The 22,251-nt window shown below is 66.7% G+C and carries 18 protein-coding genes and 2 pseudogenes; 6 read left to right on the forward strand and 14 right to left on the reverse strand.

Annotated elements, in window-relative coordinates; genetic code table 11:
- The first annotated feature begins 4 nt into the window (after nucleotides 1-4).
- Nucleotides 5-481: pseudogene (locus R8G01_01650) on the forward strand (DDE-type integrase/transposase/recombinase).
- 39 nt (nucleotides 482-520) lie between these two features.
- Nucleotides 521-829 (forward strand): annotated as a pseudogene (locus R8G01_01655) (GNAT family N-acetyltransferase).
- A gap of 232 nt (nucleotides 830-1,061) precedes the next feature.
- On the opposite strand, the gene R8G01_01660 reads toward R8G01_01655, so the two are convergent.
- Complete coding sequence (locus tag R8G01_01660) at nucleotides 1,062-1,736, reverse strand: hypothetical protein (GenBank protein MDW3212673.1); 675 nt, start codon at nucleotides 1,734-1,736, stop codon at nucleotides 1,062-1,064.
- Between the two features lie 89 nt (nucleotides 1,737-1,825).
- Here R8G01_01660 and R8G01_01665 point away from each other — a divergent pair, with 89 nt between their 5' ends.
- Complete coding sequence (locus R8G01_01665) at nucleotides 1,826-3,631, forward strand: type IV secretory system conjugative DNA transfer family protein (GenBank protein ID MDW3212674.1); 1,806 nt, start codon at nucleotides 1,826-1,828, stop codon at nucleotides 3,629-3,631.
- Nucleotides 3,632-3,742: 111 nt separating this feature from the next.
- The gene (locus R8G01_01670) at nucleotides 3,743-5,365 is read left to right on the forward strand and encodes a hypothetical protein (protein ID MDW3212675.1); all 1,623 of its coding nucleotides are present in this window, start codon (nucleotides 3,743-3,745) and stop codon (nucleotides 5,363-5,365) included.
- Between the two features lie 923 nt (nucleotides 5,366-6,288).
- On the opposite strand, the gene R8G01_01675 is transcribed toward R8G01_01670, so the two are convergent.
- Entirely contained in the window at nucleotides 6,289-7,854 is a 1,566-nt protein-coding gene (locus R8G01_01675) for an amidohydrolase family protein (protein ID MDW3212676.1), read from the reverse strand.
- Between the two features lie 19 nt (nucleotides 7,855-7,873).
- On the opposite strand from R8G01_01675, the gene R8G01_01680 reads away from it, so the two are divergent.
- Nucleotides 7,874-8,332 carry a VOC family protein gene (locus R8G01_01680; GenBank protein MDW3212677.1) on the forward strand — a complete coding sequence of 153 codons (459 nt, stop codon included), beginning with the start codon at nucleotides 7,874-7,876 and terminating at the stop codon, nucleotides 8,330-8,332.
- 36 nt (nucleotides 8,333-8,368) lie between these two features.
- Here the strand turns inward: R8G01_01680 and R8G01_01685 are convergent, their stop codons facing one another.
- The 5 genes from R8G01_01685 to R8G01_01705 all read right to left on the reverse strand — a co-directional run bounded on the left by R8G01_01685 (nucleotide 8,369) and on the right by R8G01_01705 (nucleotide 14,450).
- Nucleotides 8,369-9,412, reverse strand: a complete 1,044-nt coding sequence (locus R8G01_01685; GenBank protein ID MDW3212678.1) for an amidohydrolase family protein — start codon at nucleotides 9,410-9,412, stop codon at nucleotides 8,369-8,371.
- Nucleotides 9,403-10,971, reverse strand: a complete 1,569-nt coding sequence (locus R8G01_01690) for an amidohydrolase family protein (GenBank protein ID MDW3212679.1) — start codon at nucleotides 10,969-10,971, stop codon at nucleotides 9,403-9,405. Before R8G01_01690 ends, R8G01_01685 begins: the two co-directional genes overlap by 10 nt.
- Complete coding sequence (locus tag R8G01_01695; protein ID MDW3212680.1) at nucleotides 10,968-12,320, reverse strand: amidohydrolase; 1,353 nt, start codon at nucleotides 12,318-12,320, stop codon at nucleotides 10,968-10,970. Before R8G01_01695 ends, R8G01_01690 begins: the two co-directional genes overlap by 4 nt.
- A 17-nt stretch (nucleotides 12,321-12,337) precedes the next feature.
- On the reverse strand, nucleotides 12,338-13,240 hold the full coding sequence (locus R8G01_01700; protein MDW3212681.1) for an ABC transporter permease: 903 nt from the start codon (nucleotides 13,238-13,240) through the stop codon (nucleotides 12,338-12,340).
- Nucleotides 13,241-13,319: 79 nt separating this feature from the next.
- Complete coding sequence (locus R8G01_01705; GenBank protein ID MDW3212682.1) at nucleotides 13,320-14,450, reverse strand: ABC transporter substrate-binding protein; 1,131 nt, start codon at nucleotides 14,448-14,450, stop codon at nucleotides 13,320-13,322.
- 116 nt (nucleotides 14,451-14,566) lie between these two features.
- On the opposite strand from R8G01_01705, the gene R8G01_01710 reads away from it, so the two are divergent.
- Complete coding sequence (locus R8G01_01710; protein MDW3212683.1) at nucleotides 14,567-15,238, forward strand: hypothetical protein; 672 nt, start codon at nucleotides 14,567-14,569, stop codon at nucleotides 15,236-15,238.
- 43 nt (nucleotides 15,239-15,281) lie between these two features.
- On the opposite strand, the gene R8G01_01715 is transcribed toward R8G01_01710, so the two are convergent.
- The 7 genes from R8G01_01715 to R8G01_01745 all read right to left on the reverse strand — a co-directional run bounded on the left by R8G01_01715 (nucleotide 15,282) and on the right by R8G01_01745 (nucleotide 22,169).
- A complete protein-coding gene (locus R8G01_01715) occupies nucleotides 15,282-15,575 on the reverse strand; it encodes a thiamine-binding protein (GenBank protein MDW3212684.1) in 294 nt (97 codons plus the stop codon).
- Between the two features lie 103 nt (nucleotides 15,576-15,678).
- On the reverse strand, nucleotides 15,679-16,677 hold the full coding sequence (locus R8G01_01720; GenBank protein MDW3212685.1) for an LLM class flavin-dependent oxidoreductase: 999 nt from the start codon (nucleotides 16,675-16,677) through the stop codon (nucleotides 15,679-15,681).
- A 9-nt stretch (nucleotides 16,678-16,686) separates the two neighbouring features.
- Nucleotides 16,687-17,778 (reverse strand): M20/M25/M40 family metallo-hydrolase, encoded by a 1,092-nt coding sequence (locus R8G01_01725; protein ID MDW3212686.1) that lies wholly within the window; start codon nucleotides 17,776-17,778, stop codon nucleotides 16,687-16,689.
- Complete coding sequence (locus tag R8G01_01730) at nucleotides 17,775-18,980, reverse strand: CoA transferase (protein ID MDW3212687.1); 1,206 nt, start codon at nucleotides 18,978-18,980, stop codon at nucleotides 17,775-17,777. Before R8G01_01730 ends, R8G01_01725 begins: the two co-directional genes overlap by 4 nt.
- Entirely contained in the window at nucleotides 18,974-20,560 is a 1,587-nt protein-coding gene (locus tag R8G01_01735) for a methylmalonyl-CoA mutase family protein (protein MDW3212688.1), read from the reverse strand. Before R8G01_01735 ends, R8G01_01730 begins: the two co-directional genes overlap by 7 nt.
- Nucleotides 20,557-20,973 (reverse strand): cobalamin B12-binding domain-containing protein, encoded by a 417-nt coding sequence (locus tag R8G01_01740; protein ID MDW3212689.1) that lies wholly within the window; start codon nucleotides 20,971-20,973, stop codon nucleotides 20,557-20,559. The genes R8G01_01735 and R8G01_01740 overlap by 4 nt, the downstream gene beginning before the upstream one ends.
- A complete protein-coding gene (locus tag R8G01_01745) occupies nucleotides 20,970-22,169 on the reverse strand; it encodes a M20/M25/M40 family metallo-hydrolase (GenBank protein MDW3212690.1) in 1,200 nt (399 codons plus the stop codon). Before R8G01_01745 ends, R8G01_01740 begins: the two co-directional genes overlap by 4 nt.
- Between the last annotated feature and the right edge of the window lie 82 nt (nucleotides 22,170-22,251).

Below are 22,251 nucleotides of genomic sequence, written 5' to 3' on the forward strand. Positions count from 1 at the left end.
CTACACCGAGCACTGGACGCGGGAGGGCAAGCTCTACATGTGTGCGATCAAAGACGTCTGGTCGAACCGGATTGTTGGCTACTCGATCGACAGCCGCATGAAGGCCCGACTCGCCGTCCAGGCGATCGACAACGCCGCTGCTCGACGCGGCGGTGACGTTGCAGGGTGCATTCTGCATTCGGATCGCGGGTCGCAATTTCGTTCACGAAAGGCGCAGCGAGCGCTGGTCCGCCACGGCATGGTCGGCTCGATGGGCCAGGTCGGCTCCGCAGGCGACAACGCCGCGATGGAATCGTTCTTCTCACTCCTGCAGAAGAACGTCCTCAACCGGCGCGCATGGGCGACTCGTGACGAGCTGCGCATCGAGATCGTCACCTGGATCGAACGCACCTACCACCGCCGGCGACGCCAGCCCCGCCTCGGCCGATTGACCCCGATCGAATACGAGACCATCATGACCCCGACCACCAAAGCCGCCTAACAAACCCCATCTGTCACCGAAACGTGCAGCAGACCCCGCCGAGATTGCTGGATCGCGCGGGCGGAGAGCGAGGCAGGTCTCGTGGGTTACGCGTGGGCATACCCGGTGCGCGAATGCAACTGCTGGATGTACATCGACGACGTCGCAGTACACGCCGACCACCAAGGCAACGGCATCGGAGGCGAGCTGATCGCTGAACTCGTCGCTTGGCTGCTTGAGTCCGGCGCAAGGCGCATCACCGGTCTCGCGATCGACGGACGAATGGCTCAGATCTTTGGTCGGCATCGGATCTCCGCCGCTCCGCCGACGGAAATATGCGAGCAAGAAGAAGTCGATGTTGATCGATGAGCGCTCCCGTCGCTGGGGGAATCGGCCGGTGATGGAGTTGTCCACCGAGGATCAGCGGTCTTGCTCGAACCGACCTTCACCGGCTGTCCGGTGATGCGGCGCCTGGCCCCGAGCCGGTCGAGCGCTTGCGCCGGCGCGATCGAGGAGACCTTGAACGGGCTCGCTGCTCGCCGCCGGACCACGGCGGTGTCACGATTGCCGTTGCGGGGAGGCATGTCTGGGCGTGGTGTTCCTACGCTGCGTCGGCGAGGGCGTGCCAGTCGGCGAGTCGTCGGCGGGTGCGCAGGACCGTTTGGCGTTGGCGCGCGTCGAGCGGGCCGTTGATCAGGCCGAGGCCGGCGGCGGTGACGAGCTCCCAGTTGTCGTCGCTGACGACGCCGTTGTTGACGGCGCCGGCGACGTGGACGAGGTCGAGTCGGCTGAGGGCTTCGTCTTCGGTGCGGGTGCAGCTTGTCGGGGTGTCGACGGTGAGCGCGGGCTGAACCCAGGTGGGGTTGAGTGCTCGCAGGTGGCGTTCGTACCGGTGCCGGGTTCTGGCGACGATCTTGTTGGCGAGGTGGGCAGGCGATTCTCGCTGGTCGATGTCGTGGATCACGAGGAAGGCGAGGCTGATGTACTCCTCGACCGCCTGGCGGCGGCGGATCTGATCGGGGATGGTGGTGACGATCGTGCCGGTCATCCGGGGGAGCAGCGCGGCGATCGCTGCCAACGCGGCGTTCTGGCTTCCGGCCTGCGCCGAGCGGACAAGCCGCAACAGCGCGTGCTCGTCCCCGGCAAGTACGTCGAGGATGGCGGTGCGGACCTTGTCGTCGCGGACGGCGATCGCTTCGGCGATGCGGCGAAGCTGTCTCGTCGCTGGTGTGTTGAGGACGCGCGAGTCGTTGATGAGCTGGTTGGTGGCGGTCATGCCACCAACGTCCGCGCGCGATGTCACGGACTACTACCCGAGTTCACTACCCGACCTGGTCGGGTAGTGAACCGTGAGGCGGTCGGGTGGTGAACGAGCGCCCGTCATCGATGTCCGCACCCGAGACATTGCTCCTGGTAGCGGCATGTGCGGTCGTCGCTTTGGGCGTGGTGGCGTGGAGCGGAGCCGCCCTCGCGGCGATGTTGAACGGCGAGCGCCTCGACGGTGGTTTGGCCGCCGCGATGCGGGCGCTCACCCGGCTGCCCGATCATCTCGGTGACCCGCGGATGGCGTGGCGAGCGCCCGAGGACCGCGCCGCGCTTCCCGGACCGACGTTGTATTGGGCGGCGACAAGCTGCGTGCTGCTGGCGGTGCTCGGTGTCGTGTGGCTCGGGCTCTGGGTGTGGCGTCGCAGCCTGGATCGGGGGCGGGTTCGCCTCGGAGTCGAGACGCGCGCCCGGTTCGCGACGACCCGGGACTTGGCTCCGTTGGTCGTCGAGCGACCGGTGCCGACCGGCCGGTTCGTACTCGGTCGAGTGCACGGCCGGTTCGTCGCGACCGAGGACCGGCACGCGGCGGCGCCGATGCGATCGCGGCGGGTGCGGGTCCGCCAGGGTGACCGTGGTTCAGTCGCAGTGATCGGCCCGTCACGGTCGGGCAAGACCGCCAACGTGATCGCTGGGCTGCTCGACTGGGACGGTCCGGCCGTGGTGGTGAGCATCAAGCGTGACCTGATCGACGCCACCCGCGAAGCCCGCCAAACGAAGGGGGCCACCAAGGTGTTCGACCCGTCTGGAGTATCCGGGCTGCCGCCTCTCGAGTTGGGACGCTGGACACCGCTGCGGGCGGCGCGCAGCCCGCGCGGTGCGCAGAAGGCAGCGTCCGCGCTGGCGGCGTCGATCCCGCGGTCGGGTGTCGACGGGGGAGCGGACTACTGGGTGAAGCAGGCCGAGATCCTCCTGACCGGCCTGCTCGGCGCCGCCGCACTCGCCGACGACCGCACGATGCTGGATGTCGCCCAGTGGGTGTTCACGAAGTCAATCCCGGTCAAGAAGCGGCCCAACGAGATCATCGACATCTTGCGTCGAGCCAAGCAGCGCGGCACGGCCGCCGAGCGGGAGGCGGCGGGCGCGGCGATGCTGCAACTCGACGCGGTGTGGAACCTCGACGAGCGGGTCCGGTCGTCGGTGTACGCCACCGTGCAGACCGTCGTCCAGGCGTGGCTCGACCCCGCCGTGGATCTTTCGTCCACTCTCGACCGGTCCGGGCAGCGGTTCGTCGATCTCGACTGGCTCACGGATCCCGGGCGGGCCAACACGCTCTACCTGGTCGCGCCGCTCGACGACCAGGATCGCCTCGCGCCGGTCCTCGGCGGGCTACTCGGTGACCTCAAGGACCAGGCATATCAGCGCGACGTCGCCGGTGTGGGGCTCGAGCGGCCGCTGCTGATGGTGATCGACGAGGCCGGCAACATGCCACTGGCCTGGTTGCCCGAGGTCGCCGCGACCTGTGCTGGGATCGGGATCCTGCTGGTGACGATCTGGCAGTCGAAGGCGCAGCTCGACGCCGCCTACGGCCGGCTGTCCGACAGTGTGCTGACCAACCATCTCACCAAGGTCGTGTTCTCTGGTTGCTCCGACCCGGCAACGCTCGACTACGTCAGCCGCCTGCTCGGTGACGAGGAGGTGCAGCACCGGTCATTGTCGTACGACCTCGGCGGAGGGTCACGACGCAGCGTCTCCGAGTCGAGCCACCGCGAGGCTCTCACTCCGTTCCACCTGCTGCGCCAGGTCCGCCCCGGCGAGGCGGTCCTGATCCACGGCACCCTGCCGCCGGCCCATTTGATCGCCCGCCGCTGGTGGGAAGAACGCCCGGCCGGCCAGAAGGCAGCCTGACGATCCGACCATGTAGAGGTGTATGCGCTTTGACTGCCCAGCCAGGTCGGGTAGTCGGCCGCCGTGGTGGTCGGGTAGTAGTCCGTGACACTGGGTGTTCAGGGTCGGGCCATGGACATGGCTCACGGAACCCACGAGGAGCGGCTCGCTGCCGCACACGCCACGCTGCGCGAGGGCGTTGCTGCGCTCACGTCGAGCGAGGACTGGCAGAACCTGCTCAAGATGGCGGGCTCGTTCCACCGGTATTCGCCGAACAACCAGATGCTGCTCGCCGTCCAGGGCGCCGATGGGCTGGTGGCGTCGTTCCACACGTGGAAGCAGATCACCGCCGAGGATGGCGAGCCGTGCCGGATCCGCAAGGGCGAGACAGCCCTGCGGGTGTTCGCGCCGATCCGAGCACGCAACCGTGAAGTCGACCCCGAGACCGGGCTACCGACCGATCCCGAGATCGTGGGCTACAAGCTCGTGCCGGTGTTCTGTCAGACCCAGCTGGTGTCGCCACCCGACCTGCCTGCGCAGCCGAAGCTGCTCGGAGGGCAGGGCCTGCCCCCGGAGTTGTGGGAGGCGGTCGCCAGCCAGATCTACGCGGCCGGGTTCACACTGCAACGCGGCCAGATCGACGGCGTGCCCGAGGCGAAGGGAATCACCAAGTTCGTCGAGCGGACGGTGATCGTCCGTGATGACCTGTCGCCACAGCAGGCCCTCAAGACCCAGATCCACGAGCTCGCCCACGTTTTGATGCACGACCCGTCGCTGGGGGAGAACGGTGGCAAGCTGCGCGAGCGTGTTGAGGTCGAAGCCGAGTCGGTCGCGTTCGTGGTGTGCGACATGCTCGGTGTCGACTCGGCCGAGTACTCGATCCCGTACGTGGCATCGTGGGCCGCCGGCGACCCGGACCGCGTCCAAGAGACCGTCCAGTCAGTCCTGACGGCATCCCGCAAGATCGTCGTCGGGATCGAAGCCGAACTCGACGTCGACCTCCGACCGAACCCGATCGCCGACGCGGTCGGCAAACACTCCCCAGCACCGGCTCCCGCGCGAACGACCGAGCCCGCAGCCGCGCCAAGCGTTGCCGTAGCGGCCGACCAGGCATCGCCGGTTGTGCGTCAGGCCGGCCGCGGGACCGCCGACGAGATCATCTACCGACACCTCGAACAGGGCGGCGTCGACTGGAAGCGACTCGCCAACGAGCTGCCAGGCGTCGACGAACACGGCGCCGCTACCCGCAACGCCGACGGCAAACCCGGCGCGCAGGCGATCGTTTTGTCCTACGCCGGTGCATCCGCCGAAGCCAACGTCGCGGTGATGCGCGCCCACGGACTTGATGACCGCGATGTGCGCGCCAACCTCACCGTGTCGTTCCTCGACTCGCTCGGCAGCTACGGGCCGCTCTACCACCCGGACGAAGTGAAAGAAGCCCTCGAAGCTCCGCGACCCGTGAAGTCAGTGGCGCACGAACTAGTCGCCGACCTACTCGTCTCCGCAGGCAAGCACCCCGCCGCAGTACGTCACCTCGTCGAGACCAGCGGTGTCCCCGACAACGTCGTCAGCCTCGTCGAGGAACGCCTCAAGCGTTCCGGCCACCCCTCGACCATCGGCGTCGACCGCCGAGCCGATCGCGGTCTGAAGCTCATCGACGAATGGAGCGGCCCCGATGCGGAGCCCGCCGCGCGACCGGTGCCGGCGGCGACGCCGCCCGTCGCTCCGCCCGAACCTCCGACCCCCGCCGCGTAGCCATCCCCGGGTCGATGGACGCCTGTGACTGGACCCGCGCTGTGGTGCGTGCGGCCCTCTTGACGTTGATGCGGATTCAGCAGGGCCGGTTGAAGTCGTCACTTACGTCGCTCCGATCTGCCTCGATGGCGCCAACGACCTACCGTCATCTCGCGACCAGGGTACGGTTGAATGACGTCGGAATCGGGTGGACTTGGGGTTCGAGTCCCGTCGTCTCCGAACGTTGTGCAGGCACAACGTTCCCCAAGCCAGGCGCAATCCTGGCGGTGGGCCGAGAGGCAGTCAGCGCGGAGCGACGAAGGCGACGCCCTCGCCGAGCAGCGCCCTCGCCGAGCAGGGCCCGCCAGCAGCATCGGTCGCGCTGAGGGATCAAGACCCACTTCACGACCAGGCCGCTGCCCTTGAAGTCGACGAGCCCGAGGAACTCACCGGCCACACGGCGCATCGCCCGCCCATGATCGCGTTCTCCTCAACCTGGGTCGTCGAGTTGAAGCTCCTCGACGTCGCGCAGTCCATCTGAGCACACGCGCAGCCAGCCCCGCATGCGTCGCAGATCTGGTGCCCGGTCTACCTGGTAGCTCTAGTGCGATGATACCCGCATCTTGAGCTGTCAATATGATGGATATGGTGCGGGAGAACATGTTTGGCGAACAGGATCAGCCCAACAGAACTCCGCGGGTCGCCCTCCCGAATCGTGAGCGAAATGCGGTTAGCGACGCACTCGGCACACCATACATCCCACTGTCCAACGTCTGGCTCGGGCCCACGTACGGTTGTCTCGGTGCAACCGGTCGTGGAGCCTGCGTCGCTCCGGTTCGTTCCAGTTTCGTGGCTGCGACCCACGGAGTCAGGGTAGTCATGTGATTGGGCCTTCGCTGCCGAGGTCGTCGAGAGAGTGAGTCTCCCCAGGCGGTGTCGTCGTTTCATCCGTCGGACGCTCCTGGGATCGATCGGGTGTTGAAAATCGACGCCGGCTGATCAATTGGACGCGAGTACCACTCGCCGCTGGTGCGCTCGACGAGGGGACGTACCATGGCGGCCAGCTCGCGGCGGCGGGCGGCCTCTGGCGTAGGGCGATACAGCTCGTCTTCGATCTCATTGATCCTGTCGACGACCTTGTCCTCGTCGACGGTGAGGACCGTTCCCTGCTCTACGACCAGTCGTCCTCCGATCATGACCGCTGTGATGTCACTGTGGTCGGCTCGGTCGATCACCACATCGAGGATGCGGTCGTGGTGGTACCGGGTTCTCGGGAACATCACCCGGCTGGTGTCGATGCAGACCAGGTCCGCTGCCTTGTGGCGCTCGAGGGTGCCGACCCGGCTGCCGAAGCCAGCCGCCTGCGCGCCTTGGCGCGTCGCGGCATCGAGTACCGCGAGCGAGTCGATGCGGTGCTCGTCGAACCGGTCCGGCATCCGCTGCATCGTCGTCCCCGCTCGGATCTCGGCCAGGAAGTCCTCTCGGTCTCCGAGCGAGGCGCCGTCGGTACCGAACGCCAGCGAGCCGCTGGCGGCGAGGATGTCGCGGACTCGGCACAACCCGACAGAGGTCCGCATGTTCGATCCGAAGCAATGGACCATCGTCACGCCGTGGTCGACGGCGATCCGGATGTCGTCGTCGGTGGCCCAGACGAAATGGCTGAACGACACGTCGGGACCGAGCACACCGAGATCGGCCAGTCGTCGAACCGCTGACCCGCCGACGTTGTCGGCGTTCCACATCAACTCCGAACGGGTCTCGAGGACGTGGGAGGTCATCGGTGTGCCGTAGTCGTCAGACAGGCGGCGGCACAACCGGTACAAGTCGTCGGAACACGCCGGTGTCCAATCGGGGGCGGTGATGACGCGAAACCGGCCGTCGCGGCCGTCCCACCGACGGTGCAACTCGCCGAAGATCTCGACCATCTGGTCCGTCGGCCACGCGTAACCCAGCGGTGAGGCGCGGATCTCGGCGGCGATGTCGGGTGGGAACGTGGCCAGCACCTCGTCGTCGCTCATGTGCGCGTAGCGGTTCTGGTCTCGGAACGACACCCCGAGCGCCGTACGCATCCCGATCCGCTCGTAGGCCGCTAGGACCGCTTCGGCTCCGAGCAGGGGCAGGGTCGGGCGGCCGTAGAAGGCGTCGATCGTCGTGGTCTGACCGCCCTTGACCGCCTGGATCAGGCCATAGGTCGCGAGCAGGTCGATGATCTCATGGTCGGTATCGATCATGCTCGAACCGACGTAGAGATTGCCAAGTTCGAAGATCTCGTCGATCAAGCCCGGGGCCGTCCAGCATTCGGTGTGGTAGTGCGCGTTCACGAAACCCGGCACGACCATGGTGTCCGGGCCGCCGATCCGGTCGTCGAACGGGCCCCTCGCCTCCAGGTCGGCGCGTGGGCCGACGTCGGCGACCTCGCCGTCCTCCACGATCAGCGCACCGTCGTCGATGCATCCGATCGACCCGCCGGCGACCACCGGGTTGCCGCACACCAGGATTCTCGTTGTCATCTCGGGGTCCTTTCTCACAGTGGCCAGCGTAAGAGCAGCTGATATCTTAGATCGCGCTGGAGGAATCATGCATATCCGACGTATCCATCATGTTGCCGTCGCGCACGGCGACGACTCCCCGCTGATCGGCGCACTGGTCGACCATGCTGGCCTCACCGTCACCGAAACCGAATACGGGGAGGGCTTCACCGAGCGAATGTGGCCGGTCGGCGCCTCATACGTCCAGACCCTGGAGGCGACGGGCGACGGTATCATCGAACGTTCACTCACCTCCCGCGGCCCGGGTCTGCATCATCTCGCGTTCGAGGTCGACGACGTTGAGGCGGCGGTCGCCGATTTACGCGACGCCGGGGTACGGGTGATCGACGAGGCACCACGGCGTGTGGGTCACACCCTGGTGGCGTTCGTCCACCCGTCGGCGTTCGGCGGGGTCCTGGTCGAACTTGTCGAAGAACTCCCGGCGTCCGACCTGAACTGACCGCGAGCCCACGGCGGGTTCGACATCGGTGTCGATTCAGGCGGCGACGAGCCCCAGCACCCGGGCGAGGTTGTCGCCCATGATCCCATCGAGCTGGTGCTCGGGGATCGGATCCAGCGCGAGCGCCTCGGCTTCGTCGTTCACCGTCATTAGCTTGTGCGCCAACTCGATCGGGTCGTAGAGGAATCCCGGATAGTCCGTGCCGAAGAACAGCTTGCCGAGCGGGACGAAGAATGGCTCCGAGCGATGCAGGAACGAGAACAGGTCGCGGCGGGTGATCGTGGCGATGTGGTAGCTCAGGTCCGCGTAGAAGTTCGGGTGCTTGGTGAGCATGAACATCGCTTCGTCGATCCACGGGATTCCGCAGTGCGCCAGGATCACCACGAGATCACGGAACTCGCGGCCGATGTCGTCGAGCATCGCCGGCCGCGCGTATTCCATGCGGGCGTCGATCCGGGTCGAACCGGCTTGATGCACCATCACCGGGATGCCGAGCTCGGCTGCCTTGGCGAACACCGGGAACGCAACCTCGCGGTCCATTGGCGACCAGTGTTGGTACATGGGATAGAGCTTGACCCCCGACAAGCCGAGCTCGGTGACCGCACGTTCGAGTTCGTTGACCGCGGCACGAACCCCGCGATAGGCCGGATTCACCGATGCGAAGCCGATCAGATGGTCTGGGTCCATCCTCACGCAGGCGGCGATGTAGTCGTTGCACTTGTCGGGGTGCGGTGGACCAGGGACGCCGGTGATCCCGGTCGTGTCCACCGTCCCGATCAGCTCACCGTCGAGGAACTGGGGCGAGACCCCCAGGATCACGATCTTGTCGAATCCTCGGTGAGCGGCCACCGTCTCGGCTGGACCGATCGTCAAGAAGCCACGGTCGAACAACCCGGCGTCGTCCCACTCGGTGTCGGTCGGCATCCGGTGGGACGGGAGATGCCCCTGACTGCGACAGATGCACAGCGAACCTTCGCGCCCGTACCGGGCTGTGAAGTCGGGGTCGGCGGACAAGCTCAGGATGTGGGTGTGGGCGTCGATGCGCATCGCGATGTCGTTCTGTCCTTCGCTCACTGCCACCGGCCGGTGACGTCGGGATCGGTTTGCGGGTTGTACAGATATGCGGGCGCCACCTCGGGGGCGTAGAACCGCTGGTAGAAGTCGACGATGTAGGGGTCGAGGCGAGCCGAGAGGCCGGTGGCCTGGGTGCTCGCTCCCAGCGGGTATAGGCGAGTCGTCGCGTCGACGACCCGATCCCGAAGGTCGGCTTCGTCGACGACGGTCACCTCGCCGTCGCGCATGACGACCCGGCCGTTGATCATTACGGCGTCGATGTCGGCCGCCTCGGTACGGTCGATGATCACGTCGAGCGGTGGGGTGCTCTCGAACCGCCCTGGCGGGAAGAAGACTCGGTCCTTGGCGACGACGAGTAGGTCCGCGAGGTAGCCCGGCTCCAGTGCGCCGATCTGCTCGGGCCAGCCGGTTGCCTCCGCTCCGGCGTGAGCGGCCGACACGAGCAGGTCGCGGCTGTCCAGACGACCGGACCCGAAGACCTCGGGCGTGCGCTGGAGATAGGACGCGAGACGTAGCTCCTGGAAGAAGTCGTCACGCTCGCTGAACGAGATCCCGTCGGTCCCGATGCCGACCTTGCCGCCCGCCGCAAGCAGATCGCGGGTTCGGCAGATGCCGGCCGAGAGTCGCAGGTTTGACCCGGGGTTGTTGGACGCCACCGCTCCCGACTCAGCGAACCGCTTGACGTCGGCATCGGTCACCCACACGAAGTGGGCGAGGCTGGTCCCGCCACGCAGCACCCCGAGCCGGTCGAGTCGTTCGAGTGCCGACATCCCATACCGTTCGAGGTTGTACACCATCTCGGCCCGCGTCTCGAGCGCGTGGGTCGTGAGGGTGGTGTCGTACTCGTCGGCGAGCGCTACGCAGCGGCGGTACAGATCGTCCGAGCACGACGGTGTCCAGTCAGGAGCGACGATCAGATGGATCCGGTCCTCGTGCTGGTGCCATCGAGCAGCGAGCACCTCGAACGATTCGAAGACCTCGTCCACCGGCCAGGCATACCCCATCGTCGAGGCGCGGATCTCCTCCGCGAGTGGGCGTGGGAGGCGGGCGAGAAAATCGTCGTTCGATTCGTGGGCGTAGATGTTCTCGTCCCGGCTCACGAGCCCGAACGCGACCCGGAGTCCCGCGTCTCGGTAGGCCTCAAGCGCCGCGTCGGCCCCGAAGTGGTCCAGGCCTGGCCGGCCGTAGTAGAAGTCGATCGCCGAGGTCTGTCCGCCCTTGATCGCCTGGACCAAACCCCACAACACGATCGTGTAGATGTCGTCGGGTCGGGCGCCGCCATCGGGGTGAACGAGCATCACGTTGGCCCGTTCGAAGATGTGCTCGTACAAGCCGGGTCCGACCGCCAACTCGGAGTGGTAATGGCAGTTCGTGAATCCGGGGAGCACCAGGTGGTCCATCGATCCGAGGATGTCGGCGAACGGGCCGTACCCGTCCATCTGTTCCCGGGTACCGACCGCGAGAACCTTCCGACCCTCGACCACGACCGCCCCGCCGGAGATCTCCCCACGAGGGCCCAACGTCACGACCGGGTCACCGATGACGAGGGTGCGTTCGGTCGTCACGAGCCGGCGCGCACTCGGGCGTTGGCGTACTCGGGCGGCACGACCATGCGTCCCACGACAGCCCGGAAGTGCTCGTTCGCTCTTGCGAGGACCTCTTCCTCGTCGAAACGGGTGAACTCCCGACCGCGCATGACGATCTGGCCGTCGACGATCGTGGTGTCGACACAGGAGCCGTCGGCAGCGAACACGAGGTGCGAGAACAGGTGGCCGGGATGATCGGGCATCAATGGGGTGAAGACCGGGGAGTCCAGGTCGATCAGGATGATGTCGGCGATGCTGCCCGACGTGATCTGGCCCGTGTCGTGTCCGAGTGCCGCCGACCCGTTGCGTGTCGCCATCCTCAGCACATCCGGCGCCTGCTGGAGCGATGCGTCGACCCGGTTTGCTCGATGCACGAGCGATGCCCACTTCATGACCTGGAACAGGTCGCGACTGTTGTTGCATTCGGCAGCGTCGTGTCCGAGGCCGACGTTCAGACCGGCTGCGAGCATTTCTGGTACCCGTGCGACCCCATTGCCGAGCTTGGCGTTCGACACCGGGTTGTGCGAGATGTGTGTGCCGGTTTCGCGCATGAGCGCGATCTCGGCGTCATTGAGCCAGACGCAATGCGCGGCGATGCAATCCGGGCCAAGGATTCCGCAGTCGTACGCGAACTCGGTCGGTCGTCGGCCGAACTTGGTCTGGGAGATCTCGAGTTCGCTGAGGCTCTCATTGAGGTGGATGTGGATCCCAGTGCCCAACTCGTCCGCGAGCTCGCGTGCACCGCGCAGCAAGGCGCGCGACGACAGGGGCAACCATTCGATACCGACCAGCACCTCGACCCGACCGTCGGCGCTCCCGTGCAGGGTGCGGTAGGCGTTGGCGTTGTCGGCCAGGCTGTCGAGGTCGTGTTCGTCGTCGGCAACGTCGTTGCACAGCACGGCACGTATCCCGATCTGTTCCGCGGCGCGCGCGACCGAGGGGAGTTGGCGGTACATGTCGTTCACCGTGGTGGTTCCGGAGCGGAGCGACTCGGCGTAGCTCGCCATCCCGGCCCAGTACGCCGCCTCGGGGTCGAGCGCGCGGATCATCGGATACCAGCATGATTGGAGGTACTCGAACAAGGGGAGATGGTCGGACCATCCCTTACCCAGTGCGGTGTGATAGTGCAGGTCGACCAGGCCGGGGAGCGCGGCCATCCCGTCGCCGTCGATCACGGTCGCGCCCTCGGTGAGCGCCGGGTCGACACTGTCGGTGGTGACGGTGGTGATGCGATTGCCGTCGATGACGATCGAGGCGCCGAACACGACCTCGTCGTCGTCGTTCATCGTGACGACGGTCGTGTTCTCGATGATGATGTGATTCGACATGGTGCTCCTGTTGGCGGCTATTGGTTCTGTTGGTGGGCGCGCGACGCGGCGTACCAGGGGATCGTCAGTCGCTGGAGGATCGACACCAGGGAGAACAGGGTCACGCTGACGAGGGCGGTGACGAAGACCGCTGCGAGGACCAGGTCGGTCCGGAATGAGTTCTTCTGCAAGAGCATGAAGATGCCGAGCCCCTTCTTGGCGCCGACGTATTCGGCGAAGACGGCGCCGACGACGGCGTAGGTGATGCCGATTCGGAGACCGGAGAAGAACGACGGGAGGGCGCTGGGTAGCCTGACGTAGCGGAAGACCTTCCACTTGCTGGCGCCCATCGAGCCGAGCAGGTCCATCGCCTCGGCTTCGGCGGATCGAAAGCCGTCGCTCAGGCTGACGGTGATCGGGAAGAAGGTGACGAGGACGACGACGATGATCTTCGGCAGCAGCCCGAAGCCGAACCAGATGATCATCAGGGGGGCGATTGCGATGATCGGCAAGGTCTGCGATGCGACGAGGACTGGGTAGATGGCGCGGCGTACGGTGATCGAGAAGTCGATCGCGACCGCGAACAGCGAACCGATGATGACCGACAGGCTGAACCCGATGAAGGTCTCCTTGAGTGTCGGTTTCGTGTTCTCCCAGAGTTCGCTCCGAAATGCCCAACCCTGCTCGACCACCCGGCTCAGCGAGGGCAGGGTCGACGGCTTGACGTCGTTGGCGACGACGTACCATTCCCAGATCCCGATCAGGACCGCGACCACTAGGAGTGGCGGGGCGAGGAAGATGATCCCACGCCACATCGCCGAGCCGAGACGTGACCACCAGCTACGGCGTGCGTGGGGTACCAGGTGGTGCGCCTGAGACCGGTCGCTGCCGTCGACGACCGCTTCGGTCTCGGATGTGTCGTCGGTCGAGGTCAAGCTCACGAACGGCTCCTTGGTCGAATCGTCGGGTGGTTCGTCGGGCGGCGCTGCCCGACCAACCACCCGAGGTTGGAAGGGCTGATCAGCAACCCAGATACGTCATGTCGTAGAACGTCGACCAGTCGGGTTCTTCGGCCAGCGTTCCGCCGTCGGGGCCGGCGACGATGCCGGCTTCGTACAGGAACCCGGAGTAACCGGCGAACTGTTCGGCGGTGACGCAACCCCAAGCTCCGTCGTCGTCGAGGTAGTACTCGTCGGCCAGTAGCTGCTGGCTCTGGAACACCAGCTCCGGTTCGGAGAAGACGCCCGGGTTCTCGTCGATCAGGATCTGGGCGGCCTCGTCGGGATTCTCGATCCCGTACTGGTAGCCGCGTCGGGTCGCATCGAGGAACCGTGTGGCGAGATCGGCGTTGTCGGCAAGCCACGCCTCTTGGGCGATGATGATCACGGAGTACTGGTCGGGCAGCCCGTAGTCGGTGTACTCGAAGTACTTCAAGGGTTCGTCGGACAGTTCGGCCTCGATGCCTTCCCAGGTCTTGAACGGGATGACGAAGTCGGCCGAGTCGTTGTAGACGGCCTCATAGGCGGCGGTGTCAAGGATCACGCTCTCGAACTCGCCTTCGCCGCCGGCAGCCTGGATGACCGCGGTCATCACCGGGACTTCGAAGGCTCCGCCGAATCCGGCGTAGAGCTTGCCGTCGAGGTCGGCCGGTGACGCGATGTCGTCACGGTCGGCACGCACGGCGATGGCCTCTGCCGCGTGTTGTACCACCGCGGCCACGGTTGTGATCTCGGCGCCTGCGGGCTTCGACAGAGTGATGCTGTTCTGGAACGAGATCGCGAAGTCGCCTTGGCCCTCGGCGACGATCGTGTCGCCGCTCGATCCGGAGTAGGGGAGGATCTCGAGTTCGATGCCGGCATCGGCGTAGTAGCCGAGTGCGTCGGCGACGTACAGGCCGGTGTGGTTCGTGTTCGGGACCCAGTCGAGCTGGAACGACACCGTCTCCAGTTCGACTGGCTCGCTCGCCCCCTCGCTCATGTCCTCGCTGGATGCCGTCGCCTCATCGGACATCTCGTCGGCGGGTTCGCTGGAGTCGGTCGTCTCGTCGGCGGAGGTGTCGTCGGTCTCGTCGTCGTCGCCACATGCAGCGACGACGAGGCCCAGCAGTAGTGGGGCAGTGACCAGTCGGGTGAGCGTTCTGCGTCGGGTCATGGTGTCTCCTTGGTTGTGTACACGTACGGGCAGATGCTGACGTGTCGTGGGGATCGTCGCCGTCGTGTCTTCCCCACGGGTGAGCGTCGGCCTCCACCACGTGTACGATCTTAGACGTGAGATCTGAGCAGAGCAAGAGCGGCGACATCGTCCATCCGGGAGATCGGCCCGAATCGGGCACCAGCCGCTGGACGATGCTGGCTTCGGTCGCTCGTCCGTGGGTCGCCCGGCGATCCGAGTCGGCGACGTTTCGCGGCATCGTCGACGGGACGCTCGACGACCGCGTGATGCGTACCTGGGTCGAACAGGATTTCCTGTATTTGCAAGTGTATGGCCGGGTTCTGGCTCGATTGGCTTGGTCGGCCCCCGACCGTCACATCGCGACGATCATCGAGGTCGCACACGACGCGATCGGCCGTGAGGTGGATCAGATTCGCGCCCTTGGTCAGCTCTTTGATGCCGAACTCGATGCATGCTCGATGAACGCGGCGTGTAGGGCCTACACCGACTACCTGATCGAGCACAGCGCCGACTACCAGCACGGGATCGTCGCCGTCGCACCGTGCATGATCGGATTCGCCGCCATCGGGATCACATTGGAGCGACCTGACGAGCCCCGCTATCGCCGGTGGATCGACACCTACTCGGTCGGAGACTTCCAACAGACCACCCGTCGTTTCGGTTCCGTGGTCGACGACCTCGACCTCGACGATGCCACGGCGGTCGCGATCTTCGAGGATGGCATGCGCCATGAGGCCGCCATGTGGCGCGGCGCAGGTGGCGACTGACACCTCGTCACCCGGACGTGCGAGCCACGACGCGTCGTCCTCGTCAGTCCCGGAACCTGTCCGTCAACGAGGTCATCGAGATCGGCTCACGGCCGAGGTACACCCGGATCTGGGAGATGACCGATCGGCACCCACCCGCCACGATGGTCTCGTTCATCCGGCGGGCGAGGTCGAACAGTTCGTCGATTTCACCTTCGACCGTCGTCCCCAGGGCACCCACCTCGTAGCCGAGCCCGGAGTCTTGGACGAGCGCGATCGCTGACTCGACGGCGGGGTACACGTCGTCGGGAGTCTCCGCTTTCGGGATGATCTGGATGTTCATTAGTGCATGTGTCATGTCGAAGCTCCTTGTGGTTTGTTCTTGATCAGACTCGTGGGGTGTCCGGCGACGGTGGTCCGGCTCCGACACAGCGTCGCCAACCATGCCGATGTTGTCCGCATCATCCGGTATGGGCGGCATCGAAGCATTCACAAAACGCTTCGATGGTCGCCATCCGGTCGTCGCCGAGCGGGAACACATTGATCGAGTCGACTCCGACCTCGGCGAGTGAGCGCAGTTGGGCTGTCGCGCGTTCTCGCCCTCCCGCCAGGGCCATCTGTTGGACGAAATCGTCCGGCAGTAGCGCAGCGGCGGCCGCTGCTTCTTGGAACTCGCCGCCGGTATAGCTCTCGCGGACCGCGTCACGGATCGCCGGGTCGAGGCCGACCAGGTCGCAGTACTGGGGGGAGGTCTGGGGAAACCACGCTGCGATCGTGCGGGCGCCGGCGATCGCTGCTTGTTCGTCCTCGTCGATGATCCCATAGGCGAAGACGGCGATCTTCGGGCGGGGGCGACCTGCTTGTGTCGCCCCCCGGTCGATGTGTTCGATCGCCCAGCGGACCACGCGCGGCTCCAGGCCGCACAGCAAGATGACACCGTCCGCGATCCGTCCCGAGAGTTCCAGCGTCCGCGGGCCCGTCGCGGAGATGTACACCGGGATGTCGGCCTGGGCGGGAAACCTCAGGTGGGCGTCGACCAACGAGAAGACCTCGGTGTCGACGTCGACGTGTTCGCCCGCCGCGAGGCGACGGATCGCGGCGATCGACGACTCGAGCGTCGTCAACTTGGCGGGCGACCGACCGAGCGCGACGAGTGGGCGGTCGCCGGCGCCGATGCCGAGGATCGATCGACCATTTGAGACCTCGGCGAGGGTGGCGGCCGAGACCGCCGTCAATGCCGGATGTCGGCTGATCGGGTTCGTCACCGCGGTGCCGACGACCAATCGCTGCGTCGCCGAGGCGGCGAGTGCGAGCATCTGGTAGGGGTCGCGAGCATGCAGCGACGAGTCGGTCATCCACAGGTGGTCGAACCCGAGACGTTCGAACTCGCGAGCCATCGACACCAGATCGGCCGGCCGATCCACGCCCTGTAGTACCACGCCCTTGCGGACTTCGCTCATGTTGTCTCCTTATCGATCCCGGAGGTAGCCCGAGACCGTTGCTGCTAGTGCCTGTATTCCGTTCCCGACGAGCGACGGGTCGATCCACTCGTCCAGGGTGTGCTCGCCGGCGCCGACGGTGATCCCGACGGCGATGGATGCCAGTCCCGCCGCGTGGGCGGCGTTCGCATCGGTGCTCGCGGCCGTCAACGCTGCATCGATCCCGATCTCGCCGAGTGCGGTCCGTGCCGCGGTGACGAGTGGGTGATCGGCGTCGATCGCCCCTGCTGGCCGGAAGCCGAGGTCGTGGACCGTGACGTCGAGGTCGCCTCGTTCGCGGGCGATCACCTCGTCGAAGCGGTGGGTCAGCGCGGTGAGGCCCGCGGCCGAGTCGGCCCGGAGATCGACCTCGAACGCCGCCGACGGTGCTCGGACGTTGATCGCCTGACCACCGCTGATATGACCGATGTTGATCGCGGTGCGCCCTCCGGGCGGACGGGGAGTGCGGTCGAGTTCGGCTACCATGCGCGCCACGGTGTGGACCGCACTCTGGACATCGGCGGCCTCCCACGCGTGTCCACCAGGTCCCGCGACCTCGACCCGGAAACGTGCTGATCCGACGCCGATCGTGCAGATCCGCCCCAGCCAGTTACCTTCGATCGCGATTACCGCATCGATCGGTTCGGGCGGTGCACTGACGGCATGTCGAATGCCGAGGAGGTTGCCGGTTCCCTCCTCGCCGACGGTCGCCAACAGCCAGACCGGCGCGTCGACCGACGGGGGGAGGAGGTCGTCGAGCGAATCCAGGGCGGCGACGGCGACGGTGTCGTCACCGACCGATGGTCCCCACCAACGCCCATCGCGTTCGACGATGCCGTGCTCGACGTCGACGCCGAACACCGTGTCGAGGTGTGCAGCGACGACGACCGCGGGACCGTCGCCGGTGCGAATCCGGGCCCACACGTTGCCGACGTCGTCGATGTGCACGGTCGTGGAGCGTTCGTTCCACCAGGTCCGAACGACCGCCGCCCGGTCCTGTTCGCCGAACGACGGAGCCGGAATCGCTGCGAGTTGCCGAGTCCGTGTCAGGACCCGTTCGACGACCTGGTCGGCGGCAATCATCTGGGGCCCGCCAATCGGTCGATCACACCCGGGTCGACGCCGAACGACTCGAGAACCGTTCTGGTGTCGGCGCCGAGGGTGGGCGCGGCGGACAAGGTGGGGCGCTCGTCGTCGAATCGGAACGGAGCATCGACGCCACCTTGTTGGGAGCTGTGCGTCGGTTGGCGCACGATGTCGAGCGCGTCGACCTGGGGTGATGCGAGCACCTCGCCGAGTGATCGGACCGTCGTCGCGGGGAGTCCGGCAGCATCGAAGATCCCGAGCCAGTCCACCACCCGCCGCCGCGAGAGGGCGGTCTCGATCTCGGCGGTGAGCGCATCGCGGTGCCGCAGTCGTGCTGCGTTGTCGGCGTATCGTTCGTCGTCGATCAGGTCCGGGCGGTCGAGCAGGTCGCACAGCAGGGGCCAGAGTCGGTCGCTGCCGGTGCCGGCGATCACGATGTGGCCGTCGCTGGCAGCAAACGCGCCGTAGGGCGAGAACGTCGGCGAATGGCTCCCGAGCAGGGGTGGCTGTTGACCGTTGGCGACCACGTCAGCCATGAACGTGGTGAGCCCGGCAAGTGCGAACTCCAACAGTGACGACGACACCTTGCTCCCGACACCGGTCCGCTGTCGGGTGGTGTGGGCCGCGACGATCGCGAGCGTCGCGGACAGGCCGGCCCCGATGTCGAGGATCGGTGGGCCGACCTTGACCGGGCCGTACTCCGCACTCCCGGTGACCGACATCACGCCGCTCTCGGCTTGCACGATCAGGTCGAATCCACCGCGTTCGGCTTCGGGGCCGGTGTCGCCGAACGCGGAGATCGAGGCGTACACCAGGTGGGGATGCCGGGCGTGGACCTCGTCGTAGCCGAGGCCGTAGGCGTCGAGGCTTCCAGGGCGGGCGTTCTGGACGAAGAAGTCGGCTTCGGCGAGCATGGCCTCGAGGGCAACCGCGCCGTCAGGAGTGCGGAAGTCGAGCAGCACGCTGTGCTTGCCACGATTGATCGATTCGAACAAGGTCGATCCCGTCGCGGTCGCCGTCGCGCCCTGACCTCGATACGAGTCGCCGCCGGGCGGCACCTCGATCTTGAGGATGCGCGCGCCGAGCGCCGCCAGCAGCATGGTGCAGTACGACCCCGACACGAATCGGGTCAGGTCGACCACGGTCGTGCCGCTGAGGGGGAGATCCGACCCGTCGGTCGTCCGCGGTGCGCTCACCATGGGGCCGGCTCCTCGTACTCACCGAACTCGTCGCGCAGGGTCGTGGCGATCTCGCCGATCGTCGCCCCGGCACGTGCGGCGTCGATGAAGTGCCCCATCAGGTTGCTCCCGTCGGCGGCCGCCCGACGGACCCCGTCGATCGCAGCCGCGACCGCTGTGTCGTCGCGGCCCGCCAGGTGGGTTTCGAGGCGCTGGAGCTGACGTTGGTAGCCGCTCTCGTCGAGTTCGAAAAGGTCGAGGTCGGCCTGGTTGTCGTCGTCGGCAAACCGGTTGACGCCGACCTTGACCGTGGTGCCGTCGGCGATCGCCCGCTCGGTCTCGAACGCGCTCGTCGCGATCAGCCGTTGTGGTTCGCCTGCCTCGATCGCGGCGACCGCTCCGCCGGCGGCATCGATGTCGGCGATCAGGTTGCCGGCGCGACGCTCGATCTCGTCGGTGAGCGATTCGACGTAGAACGAGCCGGCGAGGGGGTCGACGGTGTTGGTCACGCCGGACTCGTGGGCCACGATCTGCTGGGTCCGCAGGGCCAGGGTGACCGCGTCGTCGCTGGGGATCGCGAGGGCCTCGTCGTATCCCATGACGTGGATGCTCTGGGCGCCGCCGAGCACCGCTCCGAGGCACTGGATCGTCGAGCGGACGACATTGTTCATCGGCTGCTGTGCGGTCAAGGTCGCACCCGAGCAGCCGGAGAAGAATCGAAGTCGCATCGCTTCGGGCCGTTGGGCACCGAATCGATCCCGGGCGATGGTGGCCCACATCCGTCGTGCTGCGCGCAGCTTCGCGACCTCCTCGAACAGGTCGAGGGTGGTTGCGAAGTGGAACGACAGTCGGGGTGCGAAGTCGTCGAAGGTCATCCCTCGACCGACGAAGTCGTCGCAGTAGGCGATCGCGTCCGCGAGGGTGAACGCGACCTCCTGGACCGCGTCGCACCCGGCTTCGCGGGCGTGGTACCCGGTGATCGAGATCGGGTTGAACCGGGGGAGCTCCGCGGTGCAGAACTCGACCACGTCGCCCACGAGTCGTAGCGACGGCGCCGGCGGGAAGATGAAGGTCTTGCGGGCCAGGAACTCTTTGAGGATGTCGTTCTGGAGGGTCCCCGACAGGTCCGCCCGGGCCACCCCTTGGCGCTCGGCGGCGACCAGGTAGAACGCCAAGATGATGGGGGCCGTCGCGTTGATCGTGAAGTTGACCGACAGGCGGTCGAGGGGGAGGCCGTCGAAGACCGCGGCCATGTCGTCGGCGGTGTCGATCGCCACCCCGACCCGGCCGACCTCGGCTGCGGCATCGGGGTCGCTGGAGTCGAGCCCGAGCTGGGTCGGGAGGTCGAATGCAACCGAGAGCGCGGTCTGGCCCTGATCGAGCAAGAAGCGGTATCGGGCATTGGTGTCGTCGGCCGAGCCGTATCCGGCGTACTGCCGCATCGTCCAGGGACGCTCGCGGTACATCGCCGGGTAGGGGCCACGGGTGAACGGAGGCTGGCCGGGTTCGCCGAGGCGCTCGTTCAGACTGTTCCCAAGGTCGGCGGCGCGGTAGACCGGTTGGACGGGGATCCCCGAATCGGTGGTGCGTTCTGCGGTCATCGCGCCACCTCGGCCCCGGCCGCGAGCGCGACGACGGTGTCGGTCACCTCGTTCAGGTCCGAACCTGCCGGGAAGACCGCGGCGACGCCGAGTTCGAGGAGGCGGTCGATGTCGCGCGGCGGCACGATGCCGCCGACCACGATCGGGATGTCGTCGACGCCGTGGTCCCGGCATGCGGTCATGAGCTCGTCGGTGAGTCGCAGGTGGGCACCGGACAGGATCGAGATCCCGATCACATCGACGTCCTCTTGGGCCGCGGCGCCGGCGATCCGTTCCGCGGTACAGCGCATCCCGAGGTACACGACCTCGCAGCCGCGGTCTCGAAGGGCCAGAGCGATCACCTTCGCGCCGCGATCGTGGCCGTCGAGGCCCGGTTTCGCGACGAGGACCCGGGGCGGGTGGCGAACGGTCACGAACCGGTCGTCCCGCTCAGGGCGAGCGCGGTGAACACGGCGTACACCCTGGTCGCCTCCTCGATGTCTTCGACCGAGAGGTTCTCGTCGGGGCAGTAGACCGGCTCGCCGCCGGGGCCGAAGATCACGGTCGGGATGTCGGCCCCGAAGCTGGCGGTGTCGCCGAGCCACCCAGCGGCCATCAGTTCGGGCTCGGTGTGTCGGACCTGGCGGACCGCCTCGATCATGGTGGTCACGACGGCCGACTCGGGGTCGGCGAGGTACGGGTTCTTGACGTCGACGAGTTCGACCTCGGCGCGGAACCGGTCGTCGCGGGTCCTGGCCGCGTCGAGGCAGCGGTCGATCTCGGCGCGAACCGTTTCGACGCTGACCCCGGGCTGGGGACGGCAGTCGACGCGGATGACGCATTCGTCGGGGATCATCGACGGTCCACCCGGCGGCAGGCCGCCGTAGACGCGGCCGGGCGCCATCATCGTCTCGGCGCCGAACAGGTGGAGGGTGCGGTCGTCGAGCGTCGGCTCGAGGCGCGACTGGTCGAGCTCGACGATCGCGTGGGCGGCGAGCATGTTGGCGTTGATCGCGAGGTGCTTGTGGCAGGTGTGGGCCGATCGTCCCTGGGTCGTGACGTCGAAGTAGTACCGGCCGCGGTGACCGAGGAAGATCTCGTTGTCGGACAGTTCGCCGAGCACGCACAGGTCGGCGGTGTAGTCTTCGAAGTACCTGATGCTGCCGAGCTGGTCGCCCATGTGGTCGCTGACGGCCGCCATCGCCGCGGTGCCGTTGAGGGGCAGTCCGCTGGCTCGGACGGCTTCGATGGCGACGATCTGGCAGGCCAACGCTGCCTTCATGTCCATGATCCCGTGCCCATAGACGTGCCCGTCGATCAGGTCGCCCGAGAACGGATCGGTCTTACTCCATCCGATCGAGACCGGCTTGGTGTCCATGTGTCCGGTCAGGACGACGCGCGGTCCGTCACCGAAGCGGACCTCGCCGATCGCGTTCGGTCGGTCGGGGACCACATCTTGGAGCTCGACCCCGTCGAACCCCGACTCGGCCATCGTGTCGGCGAGCAGTTTCGCGAGCGGACCCTCGTCGCCGAGCACGCTCGGGACTCGACACACCGCTCGGGTGAGTTCGATCGCTCGCTGGGTGTCGACGGCGGCCAGGACCTGTTCCGCGATTTCTGACGGTTGCACGGAGTGCCTCTCTTCCTTGTTGCTGTGGTGTTGGCGGTTGGTGGGAAAGCTCCCGTCGCCACCGCCCGGTCCGAACGTGGGT

It is taken from the genome of Ilumatobacteraceae bacterium, from assembly GCA_033344875.1.
GTDB lineage: Bacteria > Actinomycetota > Acidimicrobiia > Acidimicrobiales > Ilumatobacteraceae > Ilumatobacter.